The sequence below is a fragment of the Luteibacter anthropi genome, from assembly GCF_011759365.1.
Taxonomy (GTDB): domain Bacteria; phylum Pseudomonadota; class Gammaproteobacteria; order Xanthomonadales; family Rhodanobacteraceae; genus Luteibacter; species Luteibacter anthropi.
This window is the reverse complement of the sequence record NZ_JAARLZ010000005.1, coordinates 1-22,200: the sequence shown is the minus strand read 5'-3', so window position 1 is coordinate 22,200 and position 22,200 is coordinate 1. Positions and strand designations below refer to the sequence as shown.

Genomic DNA, 22,200 nt, shown 5'->3' with positions numbered 1-22,200 from the left:
ACTTGTAGGAGCGCGCCTCGCGCGCGACAGGTACAAAGCGTTGCCCCCGTTCAAGCCGTAACGTGGTTTGTAACGGGTGGCTCACCGCCTTGACCGGTCGCGCGCGAGGCGCGCTCCTATAAGGGGGATTGAATCCAGTGTACTGATTGGTACACTGGATTCACTTCGGTACGGAGATGCCTCATGCCCCCGCTCGTTCCTCCCTTTACCCACGACACCGCCGTCGCCAAGGTCCGCCTTGCCGAGGACGGCTGGAACAGCCGCGACCCGCGCAAGGTCTCGCTGGCTTACTCGCCCGACAGCCAATGGCGTAACCGTGCCGAATTCGTCACCGGCCGCGAGGCCATCGTGGCCTTCCTCACCCGCAAGTGGGCGAAGGAGCAGGAATACCGCCTCATCAAGGAACTCTGGGCGTACACGGGTGACCGTATCGCCGTGCGCTTCGCCTACGAATGGCACGACGACAGCGGTAACTGGTTTCGCTCTTACGGCAACGAGAATTGGGAATTCGACGAGGCCGGCCTGATGCAACGGCGCTTCGCCTGCATCAACGACCTGCCCATCCGCGAGCAGGAGCGCCGCTTCCACTGGCCGCAAGGGCGTCGCCCGGACGACCACCCGGGGCTGTCGGACCTGGGCCTGTAATGGCGCGCCTGGTCTACGAACGCGCCGACGTGGTGCCCATGCTCGCGGAGGTCTTCCGCGAACTGGGCTATGACGGTGCCAGCATGGCGCGCATCCACGAGCGCACGGGGCTGGGCAAGGGCAGCCTTTATCACTTCTTCCCCGGCGGCAAGGACGACATGGCCGCCGCAGTGCTTGCGGACATCGATGCGTGGTTCGAACGCCACCTGTTTGCATCTTTGCGTACCGATCCTCCCGCCCGGGCGATCGACGCCATGTGGCAGACCGTGGCCAGTTACTTCCAGGGTGGCGGCCGCGTCTGCCTTGTCGGTGCATTTGCACTGGATGGCACGCGGGATCGTTTCGCCATCGCGGTGGCAACGTATTTCGCACGCTGGATCGACGCACTGGCCGATGCACTCGTGCGCGCCGGGCGTGATGCGAAAGCGGCGCGCGATGCGGCGGAAGAGGCCGTTGCCGGCATCCAGGGTGCCATCGTGCTTGCGCGTGCGCTGGATGATCGCGAGACGTTCGCCCGCGCCATGACGCGCCTTGCGCAGCGATTGCGCGCCTGACCTCGACGACGACGCATAGACGTGAAAAGCTTGGCGTCTTGGGCTTCACGAAGGGAAGAATGATGGACGCCGACACGCAACGTTGTACCTGGACCGGTGCCGATCCGCTCTATTGCGATTATCACGACCAAGAGTGGGGCATCGAGCTGCACGATTCGCGCATGCTCTGGGAGCAGCTGATGCTCGAAGGCTTCCAGGCCGGCCTGTCGTGGATCACCATCCTGCGCAAGCGCGAGTCGTTCCGCAAAGCCTTCAAGGATTTCGATCCGGCCAGGGTCGCCCGTTTCGGCGAGAAGGACATCCTGCGCCTGCTGGACGACCCGGGCATCGTGCGTTCGCGCGCCAAGATCGAGGCCACCATCAACGGTGCGCGCATCTACGAAGCCATGCGCAAGGCCGGCGAGGACTTCGACAGTTACTGCTGGTCGTTCACCGGCGGCAAGGTGATCCGGGGCGACGGTCGCACTTTTCCCACACAGACGCCGCTGTCCGTCACGATCTCGAAAGACATGAAGAAGCGCGGCTTCAAGTTCGTGGGGCCGACGATCGTCTACGCCTGGATGCAGGCCGTCGGCATCGTCGACGACCATGCACGCGATTGCTTCCGCCGTCGTCAGGCCTGAGCGATCAGCCTGCTGGCGGCCATCGGCGCATTGCGGAATGCCACGCCGAGCCGGTTGTAGGCGCTCATCAACGCGATGGCTACGCTGAGGTCGGCCAGTTCCTTGTCGCTGAATACGGCGGTCGCGGCGGCATAGTCCTCGTCGGGCACGCCGGTGCGATCCACCTGCGCCACGCACTCCGCCCAGGCCAGCGCGGCCTGTTCGCGCGGCGAGAACACGGCACCGGCCTCACGCCAGGCCGAGGTAAGGATCAGCTTCTCGAAGGGCACGCCATGTTTGTGCAGGTCCTGCGAGTGCATGTCGATGCAGTAGGCGCACTGGTTGATCTGCGATACCCGCAGGTACACAAGGTCGATCAGGTCGCCCAGGCCACTGCCGGCGAGGTACTGGTGAACGGCGAAGAGCCCCTTGGTGCTGTCGGGGGCAACCTTGTTGTAGTTGATGCGCTTGCTCATGGTGGCGGTTCCGGGTGTTGTGGATGTCACCAGCTTGCGCCCGGAACGGTACGTCCGAAAGGGCCAAGTTCTGCAATTTCGGATGTACCATGTTTGGATGGATGGTTCCTTCGGCATACGTATCGACCGCTCGGCCGGGCATTCGCTGGCCGAGCAGATCGCGGACGGCATTCGCGAAGCGATTCACGACGGCCGCCTCGCGCCGGGCGCGCGCCTGCCCTCATGGAACGACCTCGCCGTGCAACTTGGCGTAGCCCGGGGCACCGTACGACAGGCCTATGAGCGACTGGCCGACGGCCAGTTCGTCATGGCGGCCGGCGCGGCCGGTACCCGTGTGGCGAAGCGGCCTCCGGCCTCACGCCCGGTGCCTGAGCCGGCGAAGGGCAGGGAGTCGTTCGGGCCGTTTCCCGCAGGTGCCACACGGCCACTGCCGTTCCAGCTGGGCGTTCCGGCTGCCGATCTTTTTCCGGCGGCCGTATGGTCCCGGAAACTCATGCAAGCGGCACGCAAAGCCATCGACGTACCGACGGGCTACCCGGATGCGTCCGGCGAACCGGGTCTGCGTGCCGAGATCGCCGCTTATCTCGCTGTCGCCCGGGGGCTTGCCTGCCGGCCGGCGCAGGTCTTCGTCACCCACGGCTATTCGGGCGCTTTCAGCATCGCCATGCGCATCCTGCGTGCGCAGGGGCAACGCGCCTGGGTCGAGGACCCGGGTTACCCGTTTGCGCGCACGGCGCTTGCATGGTCCGGCGTGGATGCCGTGGGCGTGCCGGTGGACGATGACGGCCTCGATGTGGCGGCAGGCATGGCCCGGGCTGCGGACGCGCTGTTCGCCCTGGTCACTCCAGGCCAGCAGGCGCCGCTGGGCCACACCCTGTCGCTGGAACGCAGGCATGCGTTGCTGGACTGGGCCGCCACCGGCCGCTGGATCGTGGAGGACGATTTCCTTGGCGAGTTGCAACTGGTGCGTCGCGCGGCTCCTGCACTGGCGTCACTGGACGGTCGGCGCGTGCTGCACATCGGCAGTTTCAGCAAGACGATGTCACCGTCGCTGCGCATTGGCTTTCTCGTGGTGCCAGAGGAGCTGACCGCCGCGGCGACACAGGTGGCGGGCACGTTGGATCCGGCACCCCCGCCGGTCGTGCAGAACGCGCTTGAATCCTTCCTGCACGAGGGCCACTACCTGCGCCATCTGCGGCGCATGAAGCGCGCGTATGCCGAGCGTCGCGATGCGCTGCTTGCCGCGCTTGCCTTGCATGGCCTCGACGGCCACGCAGGTGGTCTGGCCATTCGGCTGGAACTTCCGCCGGGTACGGATGATGTCGCCCTTGCACGCGCCATCTTTTCCTCGGGGCTGTCGCCGGTACCGCTTTCGCCCTGGTACATGGCTGACGGGGTATGCCAGCCCGGCCTGCTGCTGGGCGTGACCAATGTGCTGCCTGTGCTGGCCGAAGCGCATGTAGCGACCCTGCTGGCCGTGATGGCGCAGGAGGGTGTGCGGCCTTGAGGGTATGATGTGCGGCCTTTCCCGCCTCGCAGGCCGCCTTCTTGTCGTCTTCGCTGCCACCTTCGCCGGATCTGTCCGATGCGTTCACCGACGCCGATCGCGCCTTCATGGCGCGTGCCCTGGAGCTGGCGGCGCATGCGCGCGATGCGGAAGGTGAAGTGCCGGTGGGCGCCGTGCTGGTGTTGGACGGGCAGGTGATCGGCGAAGGCTGGAACCGCAATATCGGGCTCAACGATCCCACGGCCCATGCCGAGATCCAGGCCTTGCGCGCAGCGGGGCAAGCGGTGTCGAACTATCGCTTTCCGGGCTCGACGCTTTACGTGACGCTGGAACCCTGCGCGATGTGCGCCATGGCGATGGTGCACGCGCGCATCGGCCGGGTGGTGTTCGGCGCCACCGATCCGAAGACCGGCGCGGCCGGAAGTGTCTTCGATACGCTGGTGTCACCGCTGCACAACCACCGGGTGACGGTGGAAGGTGGCCTGTGTGCCGACGTGGCGGGCGACTTGCTGCGACAGTTCTTTCGCGCGCGACGCTAGCCGGCGTACGGCGCCAGCGCTTCGGCGCAACCGCGTTCGATCTTCAGCGTGATGAGTGGATCGGCACGGGTGACGCCAAAGTTTACCGAGGCGATGGGCAGGCCGCGCCGCGAGGCTTCCAGCACGAAGCGGTAGCCGGAATAAACCATCAGCGATGACCCGAGCACCAGCACGGCATCGGCACGCTCAAGATGGGCCCATGCCGTATCGACACGTGCACGCGGTACGTTCTCGCCGAAATAAACGACATCGGGCTTGAGGATGCCGCCGCAGACCTCGCAGGCGGGGATGTGGAACGTGGAGAAATCCACGCCATCCAGATCGGCGTCGCCATCCGGAGCGATCGTCGCGTTCAGTGTCATCCATGCCGGGTTGGCCGCCTGGAGCCGCGCCTGCATGGTGTCGCGCCGGGTGATGTCGCCACACTGCATGCAGCGCACGCGGTCGAGCCGGCCATGCAGGTCCACCACGTTCACGCTGCCGGCCGACTGGTGCAGGCCGTCCACGTTCTGGGTGAGCAGCAGCTCGATGCGTCCGTCGCGCTCCATGCGGGCGAGGGCGCGGTGCGCGATATTGGGCTGCACGTCGGCAAAGTGGCGCCAGCCGATCATGCCGCGCGCCCAGTAGCGGGCGCGCGCAGGCGGGCCGCTCATGAAGGATTGCAGTGTCATCGGTGGGCTACGTTTCCACTCGCCGTTGCCGTCGCGGTAATCGGGGATGCCCGAATCCGTGCTGATGCCCGCGCCTGTGATGACGAACAGGCGGGCATGGGCCCCGATGAAGGCGTGAAGCGGATCGGCTGGCGTGGCGATGGCGGCTGGCGTGTTCACGGGGCGGCACTATAGCCGAAGCGGGTCCACCGTCGTGCGAAGGACGCCGAGCAGGCGGCCCACGTCGTCACCGAAGCGACGAATGGCGTCGTCGAGCTGTGCATCGCGGCCGTGGGCCAGCAGGCGTTCTTCCAGGCCCAGCCCGGTATTGGCCAGCGACGTAGCCTCAGCGAGCCCGAGTACCCCAGCTACGCGGTGCAGCCACGCCTGCAAGGCCGCACCACCCGGCGCATCGAGCAGGGCATCCAGGGCATCGAGGTCACGCCCCAGTGTCTCGTCCAGCAGGTGCACCATGCTGTGCAGCGCCTGCTGGCTGCCCAGCGAGGCGCGCAGGGTGTCGATGTCCACACCATGGGTGTCGAAGGGAAGGTTCAGCTCAAGGATGACGTGGCGCGAACCGTCGTCGTTCGTCTCGTGGAACAGCAGGGCGGGTATACGCCGCGCCATGGCCGTCGCCCGCGACCATTCGCGCGGCGACAGTTCGGCCGGGCTCGTCAGCGTGACGTGGATGCGCTGGCCGTGCACCTCGTCGGCAACGACATCGGCGTACACGGCGATGCATGGCTGCTGGCGAGCGGCACTGGCGTTGATGAGGTGAGCCAGCAGTGAGGCGATATCCGGGAAGGGACCACATAGCGAGGACGAGAGCGTGGGATCGATTTCCACCCGCGTGATCGCGGGATGTCGCTGGAAACAGGCCACCAGCGAGGGCAGGTTGTCCGCGCGACCGGATGACCGGCACTGTGACATCCGTCGGCACAGAAGGCGGCGGATTCGTGACAGGATCGCTGCCGTTATGCTCAACTTCCGCCCCCGTCAGCCGGGGACGACCCGCAGGTGCACACGGAACAGGCACAGGAGGAAGGATCAACCATGGCGTATCGCGTCATCGTCGCGGACGATCATCCTGTCGTGCTGAAGGGCATCGCCCTGGCCCTGGCCCGCAACGACCTGGCCTGTGTAGTGGGCGAGGCACAAACCCCCGAAGCCCTGCTGGAAGTGCTGGACTCCGTGCCCTGCGATGCACTGATCACCGACTTCAGCATGCCCGGCGATGGCGAGGATGGCTTCGCACTGCTTGCGGAAATCGGCCGCAGGCATCCGGATCTGCCCGTCATGGTGATCACCACGCGCGTCAACCCGGCGCTCTACCGGGAGATTCTCGCCAGCGGTGTGCGCGGACTGGTGGGCAAGGCAGGCGATGCACGGGAGATTCCCGAGGCGCTGTACCGCATCATGAACCGGCGCAACCATACCTACGTGGGCTCGTCGGTGCGGGCGGTGCTGGAACAGCGTTACGAACTGCCGCGGGGCAAGCCCGGCACGTTTTCGTCGCTGTCGCCGCGCGAGGTCGAGATCCTGAAGATGTTTGCCGCAGGCAATAGTGTCACCGACATCGCCCGGGCGACGGGGCGGGGGCTCTCTACCGTCAGCCAGCAGAAGTCCAGCGCCATGCGCAAGCTGCGGCTGGATTCCGATGCGGAAGTCTTCGAGTACATCGATCATCTACGCCTCCAGAGCTAGTGGAGGGGCACCATAGGCGGCCCCTGATGGGCGGCATATGGAAGAATTCTCAAAATGGGGTCAGGTTTTTTCCTAGGCTGGCGTGCTCCTGCACGCCCGGTTGACCTGCCGGTCAGCCAGCCGCCTTACAATGCGCCCCTTGTGTGCCATGGGGCACCGGAAGGAGAGGCTTTGGTGAGTGCGAAGATCAGCCCGCTGGCGGGCAAACCGGCTACGGATGGCAAGCTCGTCGATCTCGGCGCCCTGGTGGCGGCCTATGCCGACCTGAAGCCCGATCCGTCGGTGCCCGAGCAGCGCGTGGCCTTCGGTACGTCCGGCCATCGCGGCAGCTCGTTCGAGCGCTCGTTCAACGAATGGCATGTGCTGGCGGTGGTGCAGGCCATCTGCGAATACCGCGCCCAGGCAGGCGTCGACGGGCCGGTGTACGTGGGCATCGATACCCACGCACTGTCGCAGCCGGCATTCGAGAATACCCTGGAAGTACTGGCGGCCAATGGCGTGGAAACGCGGGTCTCCACCGGCGGCGAATACACGCCGACGCCCGCGGTCTCGCACGCCATCCTCGTGCACAACCGTGGCCGCGACAAAGGCCTGGCCGACGGCATCGTCATCACCCCCTCGCATAACCCGCCGGACAGCGGTGGCATCAAGTACAACCCGCCGCACGGCGGCCCGGCCGACACGGATGCCACCTCGTGGATCGCCCGCCGGGCGAACGAGCTGATCGAAGGCGGCCTGCGCGACGTGAAGCGCATGCCGTACGCGCAGGCACTCAAGGCTTCCACCACGCACGAGTACGATTTCCTGCAGCGCTATGTCGGCGACCTGGGCGACGCACTCGACCTGGACATCATCCGCGCCAGCGGCGTGAAGATGGGCGTCGATCCACTGGGCGGCGCCGGCGTGCATTACTGGGCGGCCATCGGCGAGCGTTATGGCCTGAACCTCACCGTGGTGAGCGAGACGGTGGACAAGACCTTCTCCTTCATGTCGCTCGACTGGGACGGCAAGGTCCGCATGGACCCTTCGTCGTCGTACGCCATGCAGCGCCTCATTCACCTGAAGGACCGCTTCGACGTAGCGTTCGCCTGCGACACCGACCACGACCGTCATGGCGTGGTGGCACCCAGCGCAGGCCTCATGCCGGCCAACCACTATCTCGCCACCGCCGCCTGGTACCTGTTCCAGAACCGCCCGGGCTGGCGCGCTGATGCCGCCGTGGGCAAGACAGCGGTAAGCACCGGCCTGCTGGACCGCATCGCTGCGAAGCTGGGTCGTCCACTGCGTGAGGTGCCGGTGGGCTTCAAGTATTTCGTGCCGGGGCTGTTCGACGGCAGTCTTGGTTTTGGTTGCGAGGAAAGTGCGGGTGCCTCCTTCCTGGCGAAGGATGCTTCGGCGTGGTCCACCGACAAGGACGGCATCGTCGCGGCCTTGCTTGCCGGTGAGATGACCGCACGCCTGGGCCGTGATCCTGGCGAACTGTACCGTGGCATCACCGCCGAACTGGGCGACCCGGCCAATGCGCGCATCGATGCGCCGGCCAGCCACGCGCAGAAGCAGAAGCTCTCGAAGCTGGCGCCCGAACAGGTGGCCTCGAAGACGCTGGCAGGGGATCCCATCGTCAGCGTGATCAACCAGGCCGGCGGCCAGCCCATCGGCGGCATCAAGGTGATGTCGGAGCAGGGCTGGTTCGCGGCGCGCCCGTCGGGCACCGAGGATATCTACAAGGTGTACGGCGAGAGTTTCCGTGGCCCGGAGCACCTGGAAAAGGTGCTTGAGGAAGCACAGGCCATGGTCGACAAGGCGCTGGGTTGAGCATGACGGAGCGTCCGCTGAAAGTCGTGGTCGGCTCGCACAACCCGGTCAAGGTCGGGGCGGTGCGCAACGCGCTGGAGCCTTTGTTTCCCGGCATCGAGGTCACGTTCGAGGGCATGCATGCGCCTTCGGGCGTGGCCGAGCAGCCGATGACGGTGGCCGAGACACGCGAAGGTGCCCTCAATCGCATGAACTACTGCCGCCAGCATGGTGGCGAGGCAGATTTCTACGTAGCGCTGGAAAGCGGCGTGGACGTGACCGAGGATGGCCCGGGCAACTTCGGCTATGTCGCCATCGCGCACGCCGACATGGTGTCGGTGGGTTGCACGGCGTGGCTGCCGCTGCCGCCGGTGGTCTACGAAGCCCTGCTCGACGGCGAGGAGCTGGGCCATGTCATGGACCGGTTGTTCGACACCGTGAACATCAAGCAGCAGGGCGGGGCCATCGGCCTGCTGACCAGTGGTCACGCCACACGCGAGGCCGCGTACACCCAGGCCATGGTGCTGGCCATGGCGCCATTCCTTCATGCGGATCTCTACGGCGCCGAATGACGCCGCCCGAAGGCCGGGGCGCTGCGGCGCTCCGGCCTTCGGATGACACTCAGCGCATGCCGCCCGAGGCCACGATCAGCTCGCCGGTGAGCCAGCGGGCTTCGTCGGAGGCGAGGAAGGTGACGATGGGCGCGATATCGCCCACCTGGCCGATGCGGCCCAGCGGGGTCTGGCTGACGGCCCAGTTCTCGAAGTCCGAGCCGATGAAGCCAGCCGTGTGTGTGCCCTCGGTCTCGACCATGCCCGGATTGACGCTGTTCACGCGGACACCGCGCGGGCCGAACTCGCGTGCATAGACACCGGTGATGGCGTCCAGCGCGCCCTTGGTGCCGGTGTATACCGCGCTGCCGGCCGGGGTGATGCGGGTCACGGTGGAGCCGATGTTGACGATGCTCGACCCTTCCTTGAGATGACCGATGGCTGCCTGCGTCACCAGGATGGCGCCGAGTACGTTGATGTCGAACATGCGGTGGAACTGCTGCTCGGTGGTTTCTTCCACGGGGGCCATCTCATAGACGCCCGAATTATTCACCAGGACGTCCAGACGTCCGAAATGCTCGATGGCCGCCTTGACAAGGGCTTCGGCATCGGCCTGCTTCGATACGTCGCCGCCCACGGCGACGGCCTTGCCGCCCGCGGCCTCGATATCGGCCACCACCTTGTCGGCACCCGCCTTGCTGGAAGCGTAGTTGACGACCACCGCCGCGCCTTCGGCAGCCAGTGACTTCGCGATGGATGCGCCGATGCCCTTGGATGCGCCGGTGACGAGGGCGACCTTGCTGGAGAGCTTGCTCATGATGGGATGTTCCTGATGGATGAAGGGAGTGGGCTTCGCAACGAAGCCGCGTCGCCTCGTCTTGGGGACGCATCCGGCGGGGTGTTACAAGTCGTCAATCACAACACTTTTGAGCAAGACGCATGATTTCTTAGGACTGCCCCGCTTGAAACGGGGTGTGCATGCCCTATTCAATGAGGCGTCCCCACGGCTTTGTGGCCGTCTTCTTCCTTTTCCCGGATACCGATCATGAGCACCCAGACGCCTCTGGAACCCGTCGACACCTTCGATTACGTCATCTTCGGCGCTACCGGCGACCTGACCATGCGCAAGCTGCTGCCCGCGCTGTACCGGCGTTTCGCGGAGGGGCAGGTGCCTGCGGACTCACGCATCGTGGGTACGGCACGCTCGGCGCTCGATGATGCCTCATACCGAGACAGGGCGCGCAAGGCGCTGGTGGAGTTCATTGGCGCAGATGAGCGCAACGACGACAAAGTGAACGCGTTTCTTGAGATGGTTCACTATGTGAGCCTCAACGGTGCAGAGAGCGACGGCAACTGGGACGGTCTGCGTGACGTGCTTGCCGGTGGTGAGGATCGTGTCCGGGTCTTTTACCTGGCGACCGCGCCTGCACTGTATGGCGCCATTGCCGCGAACCTGGCCGGTAAGGGCTTCCGCACCGAGGCCTCGCGCATCGTGCTGGAGAAGCCGATCGGCACCGACCTGGAAACCGCACGCAAGGTCAACGAAGACGTGGGCCGGCATTTCCCGGAAAACAGCATCTTCCGCATCGACCATTACCTGGGCAAGGAAGCGGTGCAGAACATCATCGCACTGCGTTTTGCCAATCCCATGCTTGAGCGCATGTGGGACAGCGAGTCCATCGAATACGTGCAGATCACCGCGGCAGAAACGGTGGGTCTTGAAGGGCGGGGTGGTTATTACGACGGTTCGGGCGCACTGCGCGACATGATCCAGAACCATCTGCTCCAGGTGCTCACCGTGGTGGCGATGGAGCGACCGGCGTCGCTGGATGCCGATGCGTTGCGTGACGAGAAGGTGCGCGTGCTGACCTCGCTGAAGCCGCTGGACCGCGACAACCTGGGCGCGAACGTGGCGCGTGGGCAGTACGTCGGTGGTACCAGTGGTGGCAAGGACGTGCCTTCCTATCGCGATGAGCTGCCGGACGGCACGCCGAGCCGTACCGAGACCTTCGTGGCGCTGAAGGCGGAAATCGATACGCCGCGCTGGAAGGGCGTGCCGTTCTACCTGCGTTCGGGCAAGCGCATGCCGCAGAAGCTCACGGAGATCGTGGTGCAGTTCCGCGCCGGTGAGCCGGGGCTGTTCGGCGAGTCGCGCCCGGGAAGCCGTCTGGTGATCCGCGTGCAGCCGAACGAGAGCGTCACGCTGCCGTTGTTCGTGAAGCATCCGGGTAACGGGTTTGGTCTTGAGGAGGTGGATGCGCTGTCGAAGCTGGGCGATCCGGCTCGGGTGCGCTTCCGCGATTCGTATGAAGGGCTGATGCTGGATGCGGTGAAGGGTAGTCCGGCGTTGTTCGTTCGCAAGGACGAGACCGAGGCCGCGTGGCGCTGGGTGACGCCTATTCTTGAGGGCTGGCGTGATGACCAGCAGGGGCCGGAGGCTTATGAAGCCGGCACCTGGGGTCCCGCGTCGGCGCGTGCGTTACTGGAGCAGGCGGGGCATGCGTGGGTCGAGGATATCGCGGCCTGATCGGGTGGATGGTTTCGTCGGGCGCATCGACTGCGTTCGGCGGAACCGTATGTCCAGTCGCGCGCAAGGCGCGCTCCTACAGGCGGCGGGCGGCTTATGTAGGAGCGCGCCTGCGCGCGACCGGACATATCGCGGTCTGAACCATGCCTCATCGCCCAACAAAGCCCAGACGCAAAAGAACCTAAACCACCACCTCAGGCCCCTCCTGCCGCTCCAGCAGCTGCGCCAGCCGGTCCAGCCCCTGCTTCAGCCGATGCCGCTCCTTCACCCCACCCAGCGACACACGGATGGCCTCCGGTCCCGGTGACGCTTCCGGCCGGAAGGCATCCGACGGCGTCACGGCCAGCCCTTCCAGCCTCGCCGCCGCGGTCAGCGCCCCCGCCGTCCAATGCGACGGCAATGCCAGCCACAGGTGAATCCCCTGCGTGGGCTCCCCCGACATCCCCAGGGCCCGGGCTGCAATCTGCTGCCGCTCTGCTGCCTCGGCTTTCACCCCGGCCAGCACCTGCGCGGCCATGCCGTCATGAATCCATTGCGTGGCAATGGATGTCATCAACGGCGTCGCCATCAGCGTCACCGCCCGCAAATGGCCGAGAAACGCAGCTCGCGCCGCCTGATCCGGCACCGCGACATACGCCGTGCGCAAACCGGGTGACAAGGCCTTCGACAACGTGGCGATGTAATGCGTGCGCTCCGGTATGTGCCGCGCCAGCGGCGAAGGCGCATGCTCGGCAAGCATCCAGTACGGATCATCCTCGATCAGTTGCAGCCCTTCGTCCCGGATCGCCGTGGCCATGGCGGTGCGCCGGCTTTCGGGCATCGTATCTGCCGTGGGATTGCGCAAGGTCGGGTTGAGATAGACCACCTTTGCCCCGGTACGCCGTGCCGCTTCCAGCAGGGCCTCGGGCAGCATGCCATCGTCATCCGCGGCCACGGTCGCCAGCTGGCGACCCAGCCGCGCCGCCGCGGCGATCGCGCCGGGATACACCGTGGGTTCGACCAGCAGCGTATCGCCGGGCCGGGTAAGCGCCAGGATGATGCCTGCCAGCGCCGCCTGGGCACCGGGGCAGGTAACGATCCGCTGCGGATCCACCTTGCCCAGCATGGGCTTGAGCCAGTACATCCCGGCAGTGCGATCGGCCTCGCTGCCGCCGCCGGGCTGGTAGCTCATCAAGGCATGCGTGTCGGCATGGGTCAGCACCTGGTCCACGCCCCGGCGCAGCAGGTCGGTCAGGTCGAGGCCCGCCGGCAGCGGCGGCAGGTTCATGCCCAGGTCCACCACCTGGCCGGTATCGAAACGTGGCGCCGACACGAAGCTGCCCAGCGCGCCCCGTGCATGCAGCAGGTTGCGCTCGCGCGCCTCGGTATAGGCGCGGGTGACCGTGGTCAGGTCGATACCCAGCGTGGCAGCCAGTTCGCGCTGGGCCGGGAGGCGGTCTCCGGTGCGGAGCCTGCCGTCGGCGATGGCGCGTTCGATGAAGCGCATCACTTGCTGGTAGCGGGGGCCTTGTTCGTTGAAGGCGTCCTTCCAGTTCAGTGTTTGTATGGATCTTGGCTGCGTTGTCATGCGGGTGATGTATGGGGTCTATGGTTCGTAGTATGAACCTCATGCGTGATTAAATGCATACAAGATGGGTGGCGCGATGGGAACGAAAAAGCCCCGCCGGTTGCCGGGCGGGGCTTTTGGGGGCTATGGGGGTGTCGCTTCGAAAGGTCGCGCGCAAGGCGCGCTCCTACATGGCAAGACTGTAAAGCGAAGCCGAAACGCCTGCATGGCGAGACTGTAGGAGCGCGCCTTGCGCGCGACCGGCGAAGCCGGAACGTTCACCCCTCTCGCCGGGCGAGAATATCTTCAAGCAGACTCACGACACGCTCGCCCTGGCCATCGAAGACCAGTTCCAGTGCCGTACGCCCGTCGAATTCCTCGATGGGCGTGTTGTGGATCCACTCCCACACCGCCTGCCGGTTCGGCTCGATGCCGTGGGCGAGGTTGGCGATGCGGCGCATGATGCCGACAGCCATGGTCGTCAGAAAGCCCTGTTGATCGCGAAGAAGAAGCTCTTGCTGTCGTCGGCATCGACCATCGGGCTGTTCTTGATGGCATCCGGCAGCTTCGAGTAGCGGACGCCGCCGATGGCGGTCCACTTCGGCGTGAAGCGATATACCGCCGACAAGTCGACGTACGGCGCATTGCCGCCACCGGCACGGTAGAACGGCAGGCCGCTGCGTGCCGCTTCCCGGGCGCTGATGCCGTAGTAATAGTTGTTCAGGTGGCTGTCGCTGCGGCTGATGCCGACCTTCGGGATCAGGGTCAGCTTGCCTGCCGGAATCGCATAGCCGTAGCCCAGGTCATAGCGCGTGCCGCCACCGTTGCCGGTGACCTTCTTGCTGGCGTTCGCTTCGATGAAGCCCCAGGTGGCCGAGTGGCGCCAGGCAAAACCCGCCATCGCACCGATGTTGCGGTTCGACAGCTGCTTCAGCTGCGGATCGCGCGTGTCCTCGTGACGGAAACGGTCACCGTTGGGCGACACCGCGATGGAAATCTCGTCGGACGGGCTGGAATACAGCTTGTAACCGATGGTCGCGCCACGGAAGTAGAACGACTTGCCCTCGTAGTTCACGAGCGGCAGCGGCCAGGCCTTGTTGTCGTAACGCTTGTACGGGCTGGGGCTCCAGGCGGCGGCAAGGCCGATGGACCAGCCCTGGTGGCGGCTGCCGTCATCCTGGGACTGCGCGTGGGCGGAACCGGCCACGGCAACGCCTGCAAGCGCGGCCAGCAGCGGGAGGGAACGGGTATGACGGAGAGTCATGTCGGGGGGAACTCCATGGGGGACGGCGACATCGCCGCCGATCATGGCGATGTCACATTGCCTCAACATTGCGTCGGCCGGTGGCCGATTTTCGCGTGCTAGCATCCCGGCCGACTGTCGAGGACGAGTGCATGCGGATACTGTTGGTGGAAGACGAACCGGAGATGGCCGCGGCCTTGCAATCCGGATTGCACCGGCACGGCATGCTCGTGGACGTCGCCTCCGACATCGCCAGCGCGAGCGAGGCACTGCAAAGCAAGGTGCACGATCTGCTGTTGCTCGACCGGCAGCTGCCCGATGGCGACGGTGCCACGCTCGTGGCGAAGGCACGCGCCGGCCAGTCCGACCTGCCGGTCATCATGCTGACGGCGCGCGGTTCGCTCGCCGAGCGCATCGAAGGACTCGACCAGGGCGCAGACGATTACCTCGTGAAGCCCTTCGCCCTCGAAGAGCTGCTGGCACGCATCCGCGCCATTTCACGTCGTCCGGCGAAGGTGGTGCTGCCGACGGTGAATGCGGGTCGGCTGCGCTTCGATTTCTCGTCGCGCGAGGCGCTGGTGGACGGCACGCCGCTGCGACTTCCGCGTCGCCAGTTGCTGTTGCTGGAAGCCCTGGCCTATCGCCTGGGCCGCACGGTGCAGCGCGAAGTGCTGCTGGATGCGGTCTATGGATTCGATGACGCGATCCAGTCCAACGCGTTCGATGCACACGTTTCCAAGCTTCGGCGCGCACTGACCGAATCCGATGCAGGCGTGGAAATCCATGCGATCCGTGGCATCGGCTACATCCTGCGCGAGACGGTCCATGGCCGCGCGTAGCCGCTCGCTGACCACGCAGCTTGCGTGGCGGCTGGTGGTGCTGCAGGTGGTGATCCTGATCGCGACCATCGCCGCCATCGTGTGGAGCATCAGCCAGCCACGTACATCGTTCATCGACGAAGATGTGGCGCGTACCGTCGCCAGGTCGCTCGACGTGGAAGACGGACAACTGGTGTTCCATCCCACGTCCGCCATGCAGGACTACCTCGACGAGGCCCCCACGCTATGGTTCCACGCGGTGGACGACCGCGGCCACGTCATCACCCATGGCACGGTGCCCGAGGTATACCGGCCGCTTGCCGCGTCGCTGCGCCTGCTCGAAGCCTCCGAGGTGCATGCGAACAACCGTCCCCTCGAACTGACCATGCGCATCTATACGGAAGACTCGCCGGACGGGCGCCTGCGCCTGATCGTTGGTGGCGGTCCGTTGCTGGGCGTGGGCATGCTTTTCGTAAAGGTGGCCTTCTGGCTCAGCTGGCGCATCGGCCTCCCACTGGTGCTGGTGACCCTGATTGCCGTGCCCTGGATCATCCATCGCTCCATGGCAGGCGTAGGCAAGGTGGCCGAGCAGGCCGAAGCCATCGACATCGACCAGCGCGGTGCGCGACTGGAAGATGGCGCGGTCCCGGGCGAGTTGCAGCCTCTGGTGCGCACGTTCAACGCCACGCTGGAACGCCTGGGCGAAGGCTACGAAGCCCGCGACCGTTTCCTCGCGGACGCCGCGCACGAACTACGTGCACCCATCGCCATCCTCGAAACCCGGCTGGAGAGCCTGCCGCAGGGCGAAACGCGGACCCGCCTGCTGACCGACCTGGGCCGCCTGTCGAACCTGGCCGAGCAGTTGCTCGACCTCCAGCGCCTGGGCAAACACGAGACCGAACTGCTGCCGACGGACCTGGTCAGCCTGGCGCGCGGCGTGAGCGCCGACATCGCGCCGCTGGTGATCGATGCCGGCTACGAGCTGGCCATGGATGCCCCGGAGCGACCGGTGGTGATCCTGGGCGACAGTCAGTCACTGAGCCGCGCACTGACCAACCTCATCCAGAACGCCATCGTGCACGCGGGCGGCAAGGGCTTGATCCATGTTCAGGTCACCCCGGACGGCGCCTTCGAGATTGCCGACCAGGGGCCGGGCATTCCCCTGGAGCAACGCGCGCAGGTCTTCACGCCGTTCTACCGGGTACGCCCCAGCAGTGTGGGTACCGGCCTTGGGCTGCACCTGGTGAGCGAGATCGTCGCCCGCCACGGGGGCGAAGTGCGGGTGACGGATGCGCCGGGCGGCGGCGCACGCTTCCGCATCCAGCTGCGCCTGGCCTGATCACCCATTGCATCCCGCGCCGACACCCGCATTATCGGGAGGTCGCAGTTCACGGAGATGCCCCATGTCGAAATACGCCAAGACACCCGAAGCCCTGGCCCGGCTTACGCCCGAGCAGTTCCGGGTGACCCAGCAGAGCGGTACCGAGCGGCCGTTCCACAACGAATTCCATGACAGCAAGGCGGTGGGCCTCTATGTCGACGTGGTGTCCGGCGAGCCGCTGTTCACATCGCTGGACAAGTTCGACAGCGGGTGCGGCTGGCCCAGCTTCACGCGGCCGCTGGACGATGCCAACGTGCAGGAGCTGCGCGACAGTACCCACGGCATGATCCGCACCGAGGTGCGCTCCACGCATGGCGACAGCCACCTGGGTCACGTCTTCCCGGACGGTCCGCGTGATCGCGGCGGCCTGCGTTACTGCATCAACTCGGCCTCGCTGCGCTTCATTCCGGTGGCCGAGCTGGAAAAGGAAGGCTACGGCGACTACGCGAAGCTCTTCGGAGGTGCGGCATGAGCGCGAAGGCCATTCTTGCCGGCGGTTGCTTCTGGGGCATGCAGGACCTGATCCGCAAGCTGCCGGGCGTGATTGCCACGCGTGTGGGCTACACGGGCGGCGACGTTCCGAACGCGACCTACCGCCACCATGGCACCCATGCGGAAGGCATCGAGATCGAATTCGATCCGGCGAAAACCAGCTACCGGAAGCTGCTGGAATTCTTCTTCCAGATTCATGATCCGTCCACCCGCAACCGCCAGGGCAACGATCTCGGGGCGAGCTATCGCTCGGCGATCTTTTACCTCGATGACGAGCAGAAGGCCGTGGCGGAAGACACCATCGCCGACGTGGATGCCTCGGGCCTGTGGCCGGGCAAGGTCGTGACCGAGCTGGCTCCGGCCGGGCCGTTCTGGGAGGCGGAGCCCGAGCACCAGGATTACCTGGAGAAATACCCGAACGGTTACACCTGCCATTTCCCGCGCCCGGACTGGGTGCTGCCGCAGCGCCAGGCCTGACGGCAGGGGCCGGCTCTGGTATAAGAGCCGGCCCCGCTTGCCGGGGGACCAGCAGGGCGGGGGCCCTGGGGAGGGACATCGATGCGGACAGGGACAGACGGGGGCGCCATGCGCCCATCGTGGATGCGAAGGCATGCGACGTGGCTGTGGCCGGCCGCGCTGGTCGCCATTGGCGTGCTGCGGGCCATCAACCGCTACCTGATCGACGTGGCGAACGACCACGCCACGCTTTTCGTACCCAAGCTGATCGAGGAGCTGACCGGCTCACTGAGCTTCGGCGCGTTCCTGCCCGTGCTTTTCATCGCACTGCGACGCATGCCGCCCACCTGGTACGCGCACCTGGGACTTTTTGCTGCGTTGTCCGTGGCACAGACCAGTCTCATGATCGGCCTGCGATGGGTTGTCTTCGGTATCGCGCGGCTACCGGGCTATGCGTATCCGCCCACGGTGTGGCGCTATCTCATGGAAGTGCCGACCCAGCTGTTCTTCTACGTGATGATTGCGATCGGGCTATGGCTTTTCGATCGCTATCGCGAGGGCAAGGCGCGCGAGCTGCGTGCGGCCCAGCTCGAATCGGCGCTGTCGGAAGCACGGCTCGAAGCGCTGCGCCTGCAATTGAATCCCCACTTTCTGTTCAACGCACTCAACGTCGTTTCCGAATTGCTGTACGACCGGCCGCGCGTTGCGGACGAGATGCTCTCGCGCATCGGCGAACTGTTGCGCTCGACACTCGCGGCCACCGCCCAGGAACACCGGCTGGCCGACGAATGGCGGCTGCTTTCGCTATACCTGGATATCCAGCGCGCGCGTTTCGGCGAGGGACTGGATGCCGTCGTGCAAGCCGATCATGCGCTGGACGATCTGCGCGTGCCGTTCCTGATCCTGCAACCACTGGTGGAAAACGCCATCGAGCATGGCGGTGCGGGTGACGATCGTCGCGTGCGCATCGATGCCACGCGCGAATCGGGCCGGGTCATGGTGCGCATACGCGACGCGGGTGGTGGCGAGGCAAGGGCAGGGCATGGCATCGGCCTGCGCAACGTGGACGCGCGGCTGCGTCACTTGTATGGCGACGATGCTGGCGTGCGGCTGGACCCGGTGCCCGATGGCGGCAGCCTCGTCACCCTGTGGCTGCCCGCACGACGCTGGGAGCTGGCATGAGCCTGCGGGTCGTGGTGGTGGACGACGAGGCGCCGGCACGTGCGAAGCTGCGTCGCTACCTCGGCGAAAGCACGGGCCTGCTGTGGGTGGGCGAGGCGGCCAATGGTCCCGAGGCCGTGGCGCTGGTCCGGCGGGAGCGGCCGGACGTGGTCTTTCTGGATATCAGCATGCCCGGCATGGACGGTTTCGCCGTGCTCCAGGCACTGGGTGATCCGTTGCCCGCCGAGATCGTCTTCGTCACGGCGCATGACGACCAGGCGGTCCGCGCGTTTGAAGTGCATGCCTTCGATTACCTGCTGAAACCCGTGGGGCCGGAACGTTTCGAGCGCCTGGCAAGGCGGCTCGTGGGACGCGTGGCGCCTTCGCTGGCCGCGAAGCTGGATGGCCTGCTGGATGGCTTACCGGCTACCACGCATTACCTTGAGCGCCTGCTGTTGCCCAGCGGTGAGGCAACGGAACTGGTGCGGGTAGAGCGCATCGACCGCATCGTGGCCGACCGCAATTACCTCCAGGTGTTCGTCGACGGAAATGCACACCGTTTGCGCGGCACCCTGGACACCATGCTCGGCCGCCTGCATCCCTCGCAGTTCGCCCGGGTGAACCGGTCCACCATCGTGCGCTTCGATGCCATCCGCGAGGTGCAGCCCTGGCCCGATGGCGAGCAGCGCCTGTTGCTGGCGGACGGTGCCCGCGTCACCTGGACCCGTCGCTATCTCGACGACCTGCCACCCGGGATCGGCCTGAGGCCCTGAGGGCTTTCGTCCCTGACGACGCCCGTTTCGTCCCCGGACACCCGAATCCGCCCCAAGGGGCGGCGCAGACTCCGTCCATCCCAACGGAGAGACCCGCATGGCCAGGAAAACCGTTATTGCCGCGGCTGTTGCCGCCATCGTCGTCGGTAGCGCCTGGGCGGTGATTCGCCCCGACCAGGCCCTGCGCGTCGGGGCGGGGCTTGCCGCCCATCACATCTGTTCGATGGTCTTCATTGGCGGACAGGAGGCCGGGCCGACGTTTCGCGAGCTGGTCACGCCGATGATCGGCCAGTCAGGCGCCGCCTTTCTCACGCCACGGGTATTGCGCGACCGGCAGCGCGTGGAGGTGGATGGTCCATTCGGCATGCTTGCCGCTGCCGACTACACGCCGGGGTATGGCTGCCGGCTGGACCTGCCGGGGAATCGTCCGCTGGTGCCCGACGGAGCGCGCCACCTGGCACGCAAGGATGGTTTTTCGCCGGATGGACTCGTCGTGGCAAAGGATTCGCATATCGCAGCAGCGATCGATCGCGTGTTCACCGAGCGAGCGGACGAGCCGGTCATGAATGTGAAAGCGGTCGTGGTGATCCGGGACGGGCAGGTGATTGCCGAGCGCTATGCGCAGGGATTCGACGAACACTCGCCGCTGCTCAGTTTCTCGGTGGCGAAATCGTTCACCAATGCCTTCATCGGCATGCTGGCGATGCGCGGCAAGGTGGATGTGACGGCACCGCTGGGTGCGCCCGAGTGGCAGGCACCCGGCGATCCACGCGCAAGGATCACGGTGGAAAACCTGATGCGCATGAGCAGCGGCCTGGACGCGGAGGAAGCGGAGTCGCCGTTCAGTGCGGTGGCGAAGATGGAATTCCTGCATGGGGACATGGCGGGTTTTGCAGCTGCCCAGCCAGCGAGGGAGGCGCCGGGTACGCATTTCGATTACACCTCGGCCGATACGTTGCTGCTGGATCGGATGGTGGGTGAGCGCGTTGGCGGTGGTCCGGCGGGGTTGCGTGCCTTTGCGCGGCGAGAACTGTTCGACCGGCTGGGCATGGGGGATGTGACCATGGAGTTCGACGGGCAGGGGACGTTTGCCGGGTCGACTTATGTGTATGCCTCGGCGCGTGATTACGCACGGCTGGGGCAGCTTTACATGGATGATGGCGTGGCGCCGGATGGGACACGGTTATTGCCGGAGGGCTGGGTGGCGTGGTCGCGGCGTTCGACGCTGGGGGCGCCGTATGGCGCGGGGTTCTGGACAAACGACGGGCCCAGCGATGTGGCGAAGTTGCGTGTGGAAGGCGGTTTTCCGAAGGATGGATTCTTCGCCAGCGGAACCATGGGCCAGCGTATCTACATCGTGCCGTCGGCGAAGCTGGTGGTGGTGCGCTTCGGTTATTCGGCGCCGCCGTCGTATGGCATCGAGGATGATGTGGGGTTGATCGCTGCGGCGATTGGTGCGCGGTGAGTTTGTTTGGATGCCCCCGTATCACCGGTCGCGCGCAAGGCGCGCTCCTACAGTGGCACGGTGTCGTTGTGGGCGGCTCGTATCACCGGTCGCGCGCAGGCGCGCTCCTACAGGTGTGCGGTGTCGTTGTGGGCGGCTCGTATCGCCGGTCGCGCGCAGGCGCGCTCCTACAGGTGTGGGGTGTCGTTGTAGGAGCGCGCCTTGCGCGCGACCGGTATCAGCGGAACGCTGCGAATCAACCAGCGCCCAGAGGGTGCGCGCTTACGACATCAAGAAGCTGCGGCATGTGATCGATCACCGCCAGCGCCCCAACGTTGTAGATATCGAGATCCTTCCGATACCCATAGCTGACCAGCACCACCGGCACACCGGCATCGTTCGCGGCCAGCAGGTCGCTCTCCGAATCGCCCACCATCAGCACCTGGTCAAGCGGAACCCCCGCTTTGTCAGCCAGATGCTTCAACGGCACCCCACTGGGCTTGCGCTCCGGCAACGAATTCCCACCCACGATGCCATCGATGTACGGCAGCATGCCGCGTACCTCGAGCAACGGCCGCACGAATTCCTCGTTCTTGTTCGTGCACACCGCCAGCTTCACGCCCCGCGCATGCAGCGCTCTGAGCGTATCCACCGCGCCATCGTAGGCGATGCCATCCAGCGCGGTATCCCCGTAATGCTTGAGAAACCCCGGCATCACATCGTCGATATCGGCATCACTGCCGGCATGACGGAACGCATAGGTGATGAGCTTGCGCGAACCCTCGCCGACCCAGCCCGTGATCTGCGCTACATCGTAGGTAGGCAGTTTCCAGTCGTGCAGGGTGCGATTGACCGATTCGGCGATATCGGCCGCGCTGTCCACGAGCGTGCCGTCGAGGTCGAAGATGACCAGGGAGAAGGACATGAGCGATTCCATAGTGTAGGAGCGCGCCTCGCGCGCGACCTGCGTAGCCGGTGATGATACGGCTTCAGGGCTTTGTTGGCTTGTCGCGCGCGAGGCTGAAGTGGCCGGGTATTTGAGGACCACAGATAGGAGCGTTAAGCCGCCAGCGCCTCAAACTCCGCTGGCGGTCGGTAATCGAGCGATGAGTGTAAACGCTCGTGGTTGTAATAGCCGATCAGATAGTCGATCACCTCGATCCGAGCCGCTTCCCGGGTGGGGAACGGCTCGGCCTCCAGCCATTCGTGCTTGAGGCTGCGAAACACCCGCTCGACCACCGCGTTGTCCCAGCAATTGCCCTTACGGCTCATGCTTTGGATGGCCCCGTGCTGGGCCAGATGAGCGACGAAGCGATCGGAGGTGTATTGGCAGCCTT

General features: G+C 65.7%; 25 protein-coding genes. 16 read left to right on the top strand and 9 right to left on the bottom strand.

The window, feature by feature from the left end:
- Positions 1 to 183: 183 nt before the first annotated feature.
- Genes HBF25_RS10175 through HBF25_RS10165 form a run of 3 tightly spaced genes read left to right on the top strand, consistent with a single transcriptional unit; the run spans position 184 to position 1,822 of the window.
- Positions 184 to 645: a nuclear transport factor 2 family protein gene (locus tag HBF25_RS10175; RefSeq protein WP_166948021.1), complete on the top strand. Its 462-nt coding sequence runs from the start codon at positions 184 to 186 to the stop codon at positions 643 to 645.
- Positions 645 to 1,199, top strand: a complete 555-nt coding sequence (locus tag HBF25_RS10170) for a TetR/AcrR family transcriptional regulator (RefSeq protein ID WP_166948019.1) — start codon at positions 645 to 647, stop codon at positions 1,197 to 1,199. Before HBF25_RS10175 ends, HBF25_RS10170 begins: the two co-directional genes overlap by 1 nt.
- Positions 1,200 to 1,258: 59 nt before the next feature.
- Positions 1,259 to 1,822 carry a DNA-3-methyladenine glycosylase I gene (locus HBF25_RS10165; RefSeq protein ID WP_166948017.1) on the top strand — a complete coding sequence of 188 codons (564 nt, stop codon included), beginning with the start codon at positions 1,259 to 1,261 and terminating at the stop codon, positions 1,820 to 1,822.
- Here HBF25_RS10165 and HBF25_RS10160 read toward each other — a convergent pair.
- Positions 1,813 to 2,277 (bottom strand): carboxymuconolactone decarboxylase family protein, encoded by a 465-nt coding sequence (locus HBF25_RS10160; protein WP_166948015.1) that lies wholly within the window; start codon positions 2,275 to 2,277, stop codon positions 1,813 to 1,815. The two genes, HBF25_RS10165 and HBF25_RS10160, sit on opposite strands and share 10 nt — an antisense overlap.
- A gap of 97 nt (positions 2,278 to 2,374) precedes the next feature.
- Here HBF25_RS10160 and pdxR point away from each other — a divergent pair, with 97 nt between their 5' ends.
- Both pdxR and tadA read left to right on the top strand, forming a co-directional pair.
- Complete coding sequence (gene pdxR / locus HBF25_RS10155; protein ID WP_166948014.1) at positions 2,375 to 3,784, top strand: MocR-like pyridoxine biosynthesis transcription factor PdxR; 1,410 nt, start codon at positions 2,375 to 2,377, stop codon at positions 3,782 to 3,784.
- A 41-nt stretch (positions 3,785 to 3,825) separates the two neighbouring features.
- The gene (gene tadA, locus HBF25_RS10150) at positions 3,826 to 4,323 is read left to right on the top strand and encodes a tRNA adenosine(34) deaminase TadA (protein WP_341778072.1); all 498 of its coding nucleotides are present in this window, start codon (positions 3,826 to 3,828) and stop codon (positions 4,321 to 4,323) included.
- Here the strand turns inward: tadA and HBF25_RS10145 are convergent.
- Both HBF25_RS10145 and HBF25_RS10140 read right to left on the bottom strand, forming a co-directional pair.
- Positions 4,320 to 5,153 (bottom strand): NAD-dependent protein deacetylase, encoded by an 834-nt coding sequence (locus HBF25_RS10145; protein WP_425483457.1) that lies wholly within the window; start codon positions 5,151 to 5,153, stop codon positions 4,320 to 4,322. The two genes, tadA and HBF25_RS10145, sit on opposite strands and share 4 nt — an antisense overlap.
- 9 nt (positions 5,154 to 5,162) lie before the next feature.
- Positions 5,163 to 5,903 carry a hypothetical protein gene (locus tag HBF25_RS10140; protein ID WP_166948013.1) on the bottom strand — a complete coding sequence of 247 codons (741 nt, stop codon included), beginning with the start codon at positions 5,901 to 5,903 and terminating at the stop codon, positions 5,163 to 5,165.
- 123 nt (positions 5,904 to 6,026) lie between these two features.
- On the opposite strand from HBF25_RS10140, the gene HBF25_RS10135 reads away from it, so the two are divergent.
- The 3 genes from HBF25_RS10135 (at position 6,027) to yjjX (ending at position 9,043) form a co-directional block, all read left to right on the top strand.
- Positions 6,027 to 6,677, top strand: coding sequence for a response regulator (locus tag HBF25_RS10135; protein WP_166948012.1), 651 nt, complete (start codon positions 6,027 to 6,029; stop codon positions 6,675 to 6,677).
- A gap of 174 nt (positions 6,678 to 6,851) precedes the next feature.
- On the top strand, positions 6,852 to 8,492 hold the full coding sequence (gene pgm / locus HBF25_RS10130) for a phosphoglucomutase (alpha-D-glucose-1,6-bisphosphate-dependent) (protein WP_166948011.1): 1,641 nt from the start codon (positions 6,852 to 6,854) through the stop codon (positions 8,490 to 8,492).
- A gap of 2 nt (positions 8,493 to 8,494) precedes the next feature.
- Complete coding sequence (gene yjjX / locus HBF25_RS10125) at positions 8,495 to 9,043, top strand: inosine/xanthosine triphosphatase (RefSeq protein ID WP_166948010.1); 549 nt, start codon at positions 8,495 to 8,497, stop codon at positions 9,041 to 9,043.
- A gap of 49 nt (positions 9,044 to 9,092) precedes the next feature.
- Here yjjX and HBF25_RS10120 read toward each other — a convergent pair whose 3' ends face one another.
- Positions 9,093 to 9,839, bottom strand: a complete 747-nt coding sequence (locus HBF25_RS10120) for a glucose 1-dehydrogenase (RefSeq protein WP_166948009.1) — start codon at positions 9,837 to 9,839, stop codon at positions 9,093 to 9,095.
- A 228-nt stretch (positions 9,840 to 10,067) separates the two neighbouring features.
- Between HBF25_RS10120 and zwf the strand changes: the two genes are divergently transcribed.
- A complete protein-coding gene (gene zwf / locus HBF25_RS10115; protein WP_166948008.1) occupies positions 10,068 to 11,549 on the top strand; it encodes a glucose-6-phosphate dehydrogenase in 1,482 nt (493 codons plus the stop codon).
- Between the two features lie 181 nt (positions 11,550 to 11,730).
- Here zwf and HBF25_RS10110 read toward each other — a convergent pair whose 3' ends face one another.
- The 3 genes from HBF25_RS10110 to HBF25_RS10100 all read right to left on the bottom strand — a co-directional run bounded on the left by HBF25_RS10110 (position 11,731) and on the right by HBF25_RS10100 (position 14,359).
- A complete protein-coding gene (locus HBF25_RS10110) occupies positions 11,731 to 13,116 on the bottom strand; it encodes an aminotransferase-like domain-containing protein (protein WP_166948007.1) in 1,386 nt (461 codons plus the stop codon).
- A 257-nt stretch (positions 13,117 to 13,373) separates the two neighbouring features.
- Positions 13,374 to 13,571 carry a hypothetical protein gene (locus tag HBF25_RS10105; RefSeq protein WP_166948006.1) on the bottom strand — a complete coding sequence of 66 codons (198 nt, stop codon included), beginning with the start codon at positions 13,569 to 13,571 and terminating at the stop codon, positions 13,374 to 13,376.
- Positions 13,572 to 13,576: 5 nt separating this feature from the next.
- Positions 13,577 to 14,359 (bottom strand): MipA/OmpV family protein, encoded by a 783-nt coding sequence (locus HBF25_RS10100; protein WP_166948005.1) that lies wholly within the window; start codon positions 14,357 to 14,359, stop codon positions 13,577 to 13,579.
- Between the two features lie 131 nt (positions 14,360 to 14,490).
- Here HBF25_RS10100 and HBF25_RS10095 point away from each other — a divergent pair, with 131 nt between their 5' ends.
- The 7 genes from HBF25_RS10095 to HBF25_RS10065 all read left to right on the top strand — a co-directional run bounded on the left by HBF25_RS10095 (position 14,491) and on the right by HBF25_RS10065 (position 20,884).
- Positions 14,491 to 15,177 carry a response regulator transcription factor gene (locus tag HBF25_RS10095; protein ID WP_166948004.1) on the top strand — a complete coding sequence of 229 codons (687 nt, stop codon included), beginning with the start codon at positions 14,491 to 14,493 and terminating at the stop codon, positions 15,175 to 15,177.
- Complete coding sequence (locus tag HBF25_RS10090; protein WP_166948003.1) at positions 15,164 to 16,495, top strand: sensor histidine kinase; 1,332 nt, start codon at positions 15,164 to 15,166, stop codon at positions 16,493 to 16,495. The genes HBF25_RS10095 and HBF25_RS10090 overlap by 14 nt, the downstream gene beginning before the upstream one ends.
- Before the next feature lie 64 nt (positions 16,496 to 16,559).
- On the top strand, positions 16,560 to 17,009 hold the full coding sequence (gene msrB, locus HBF25_RS10085; RefSeq protein WP_166948002.1) for a peptide-methionine (R)-S-oxide reductase MsrB: 450 nt from the start codon (positions 16,560 to 16,562) through the stop codon (positions 17,007 to 17,009).
- On the top strand, positions 17,006 to 17,506 hold the full coding sequence (msrA, locus tag HBF25_RS10080) for a peptide-methionine (S)-S-oxide reductase MsrA (RefSeq protein ID WP_166948001.1): 501 nt from the start codon (positions 17,006 to 17,008) through the stop codon (positions 17,504 to 17,506). Before msrB ends, msrA begins: the two co-directional genes overlap by 4 nt.
- A 108-nt stretch (positions 17,507 to 17,614) precedes the next feature.
- Positions 17,615 to 18,667, top strand: a complete 1,053-nt coding sequence (locus tag HBF25_RS10075; RefSeq protein ID WP_166947999.1) for a sensor histidine kinase — start codon at positions 17,615 to 17,617, stop codon at positions 18,665 to 18,667.
- Complete coding sequence (locus tag HBF25_RS10070; protein ID WP_166947998.1) at positions 18,664 to 19,419, top strand: LytR/AlgR family response regulator transcription factor; 756 nt, start codon at positions 18,664 to 18,666, stop codon at positions 19,417 to 19,419. The genes HBF25_RS10075 and HBF25_RS10070 overlap by 4 nt, the downstream gene beginning before the upstream one ends.
- Before the next feature lie 97 nt (positions 19,420 to 19,516).
- Positions 19,517 to 20,884: a serine hydrolase domain-containing protein gene (locus tag HBF25_RS10065; protein ID WP_166947996.1), complete on the top strand. Its 1,368-nt coding sequence runs from the start codon at positions 19,517 to 19,519 to the stop codon at positions 20,882 to 20,884.
- A 235-nt stretch (positions 20,885 to 21,119) separates the two neighbouring features.
- Here the strand turns inward: HBF25_RS10065 and gph are convergent, their stop codons facing one another.
- Both gph and HBF25_RS10055 read right to left on the bottom strand, forming a co-directional pair.
- Positions 21,120 to 21,788: a phosphoglycolate phosphatase gene (gph, locus tag HBF25_RS10060; protein WP_166947995.1), complete on the bottom strand. Its 669-nt coding sequence runs from the start codon at positions 21,786 to 21,788 to the stop codon at positions 21,120 to 21,122.
- 134 nt (positions 21,789 to 21,922) lie between these two features.
- Positions 21,923 to 22,200, bottom strand: a 278-nt coding sequence (locus HBF25_RS10055; RefSeq protein WP_166947993.1) for an integrase core domain-containing protein, incomplete at its 5' end; no start/stop codon positions are given.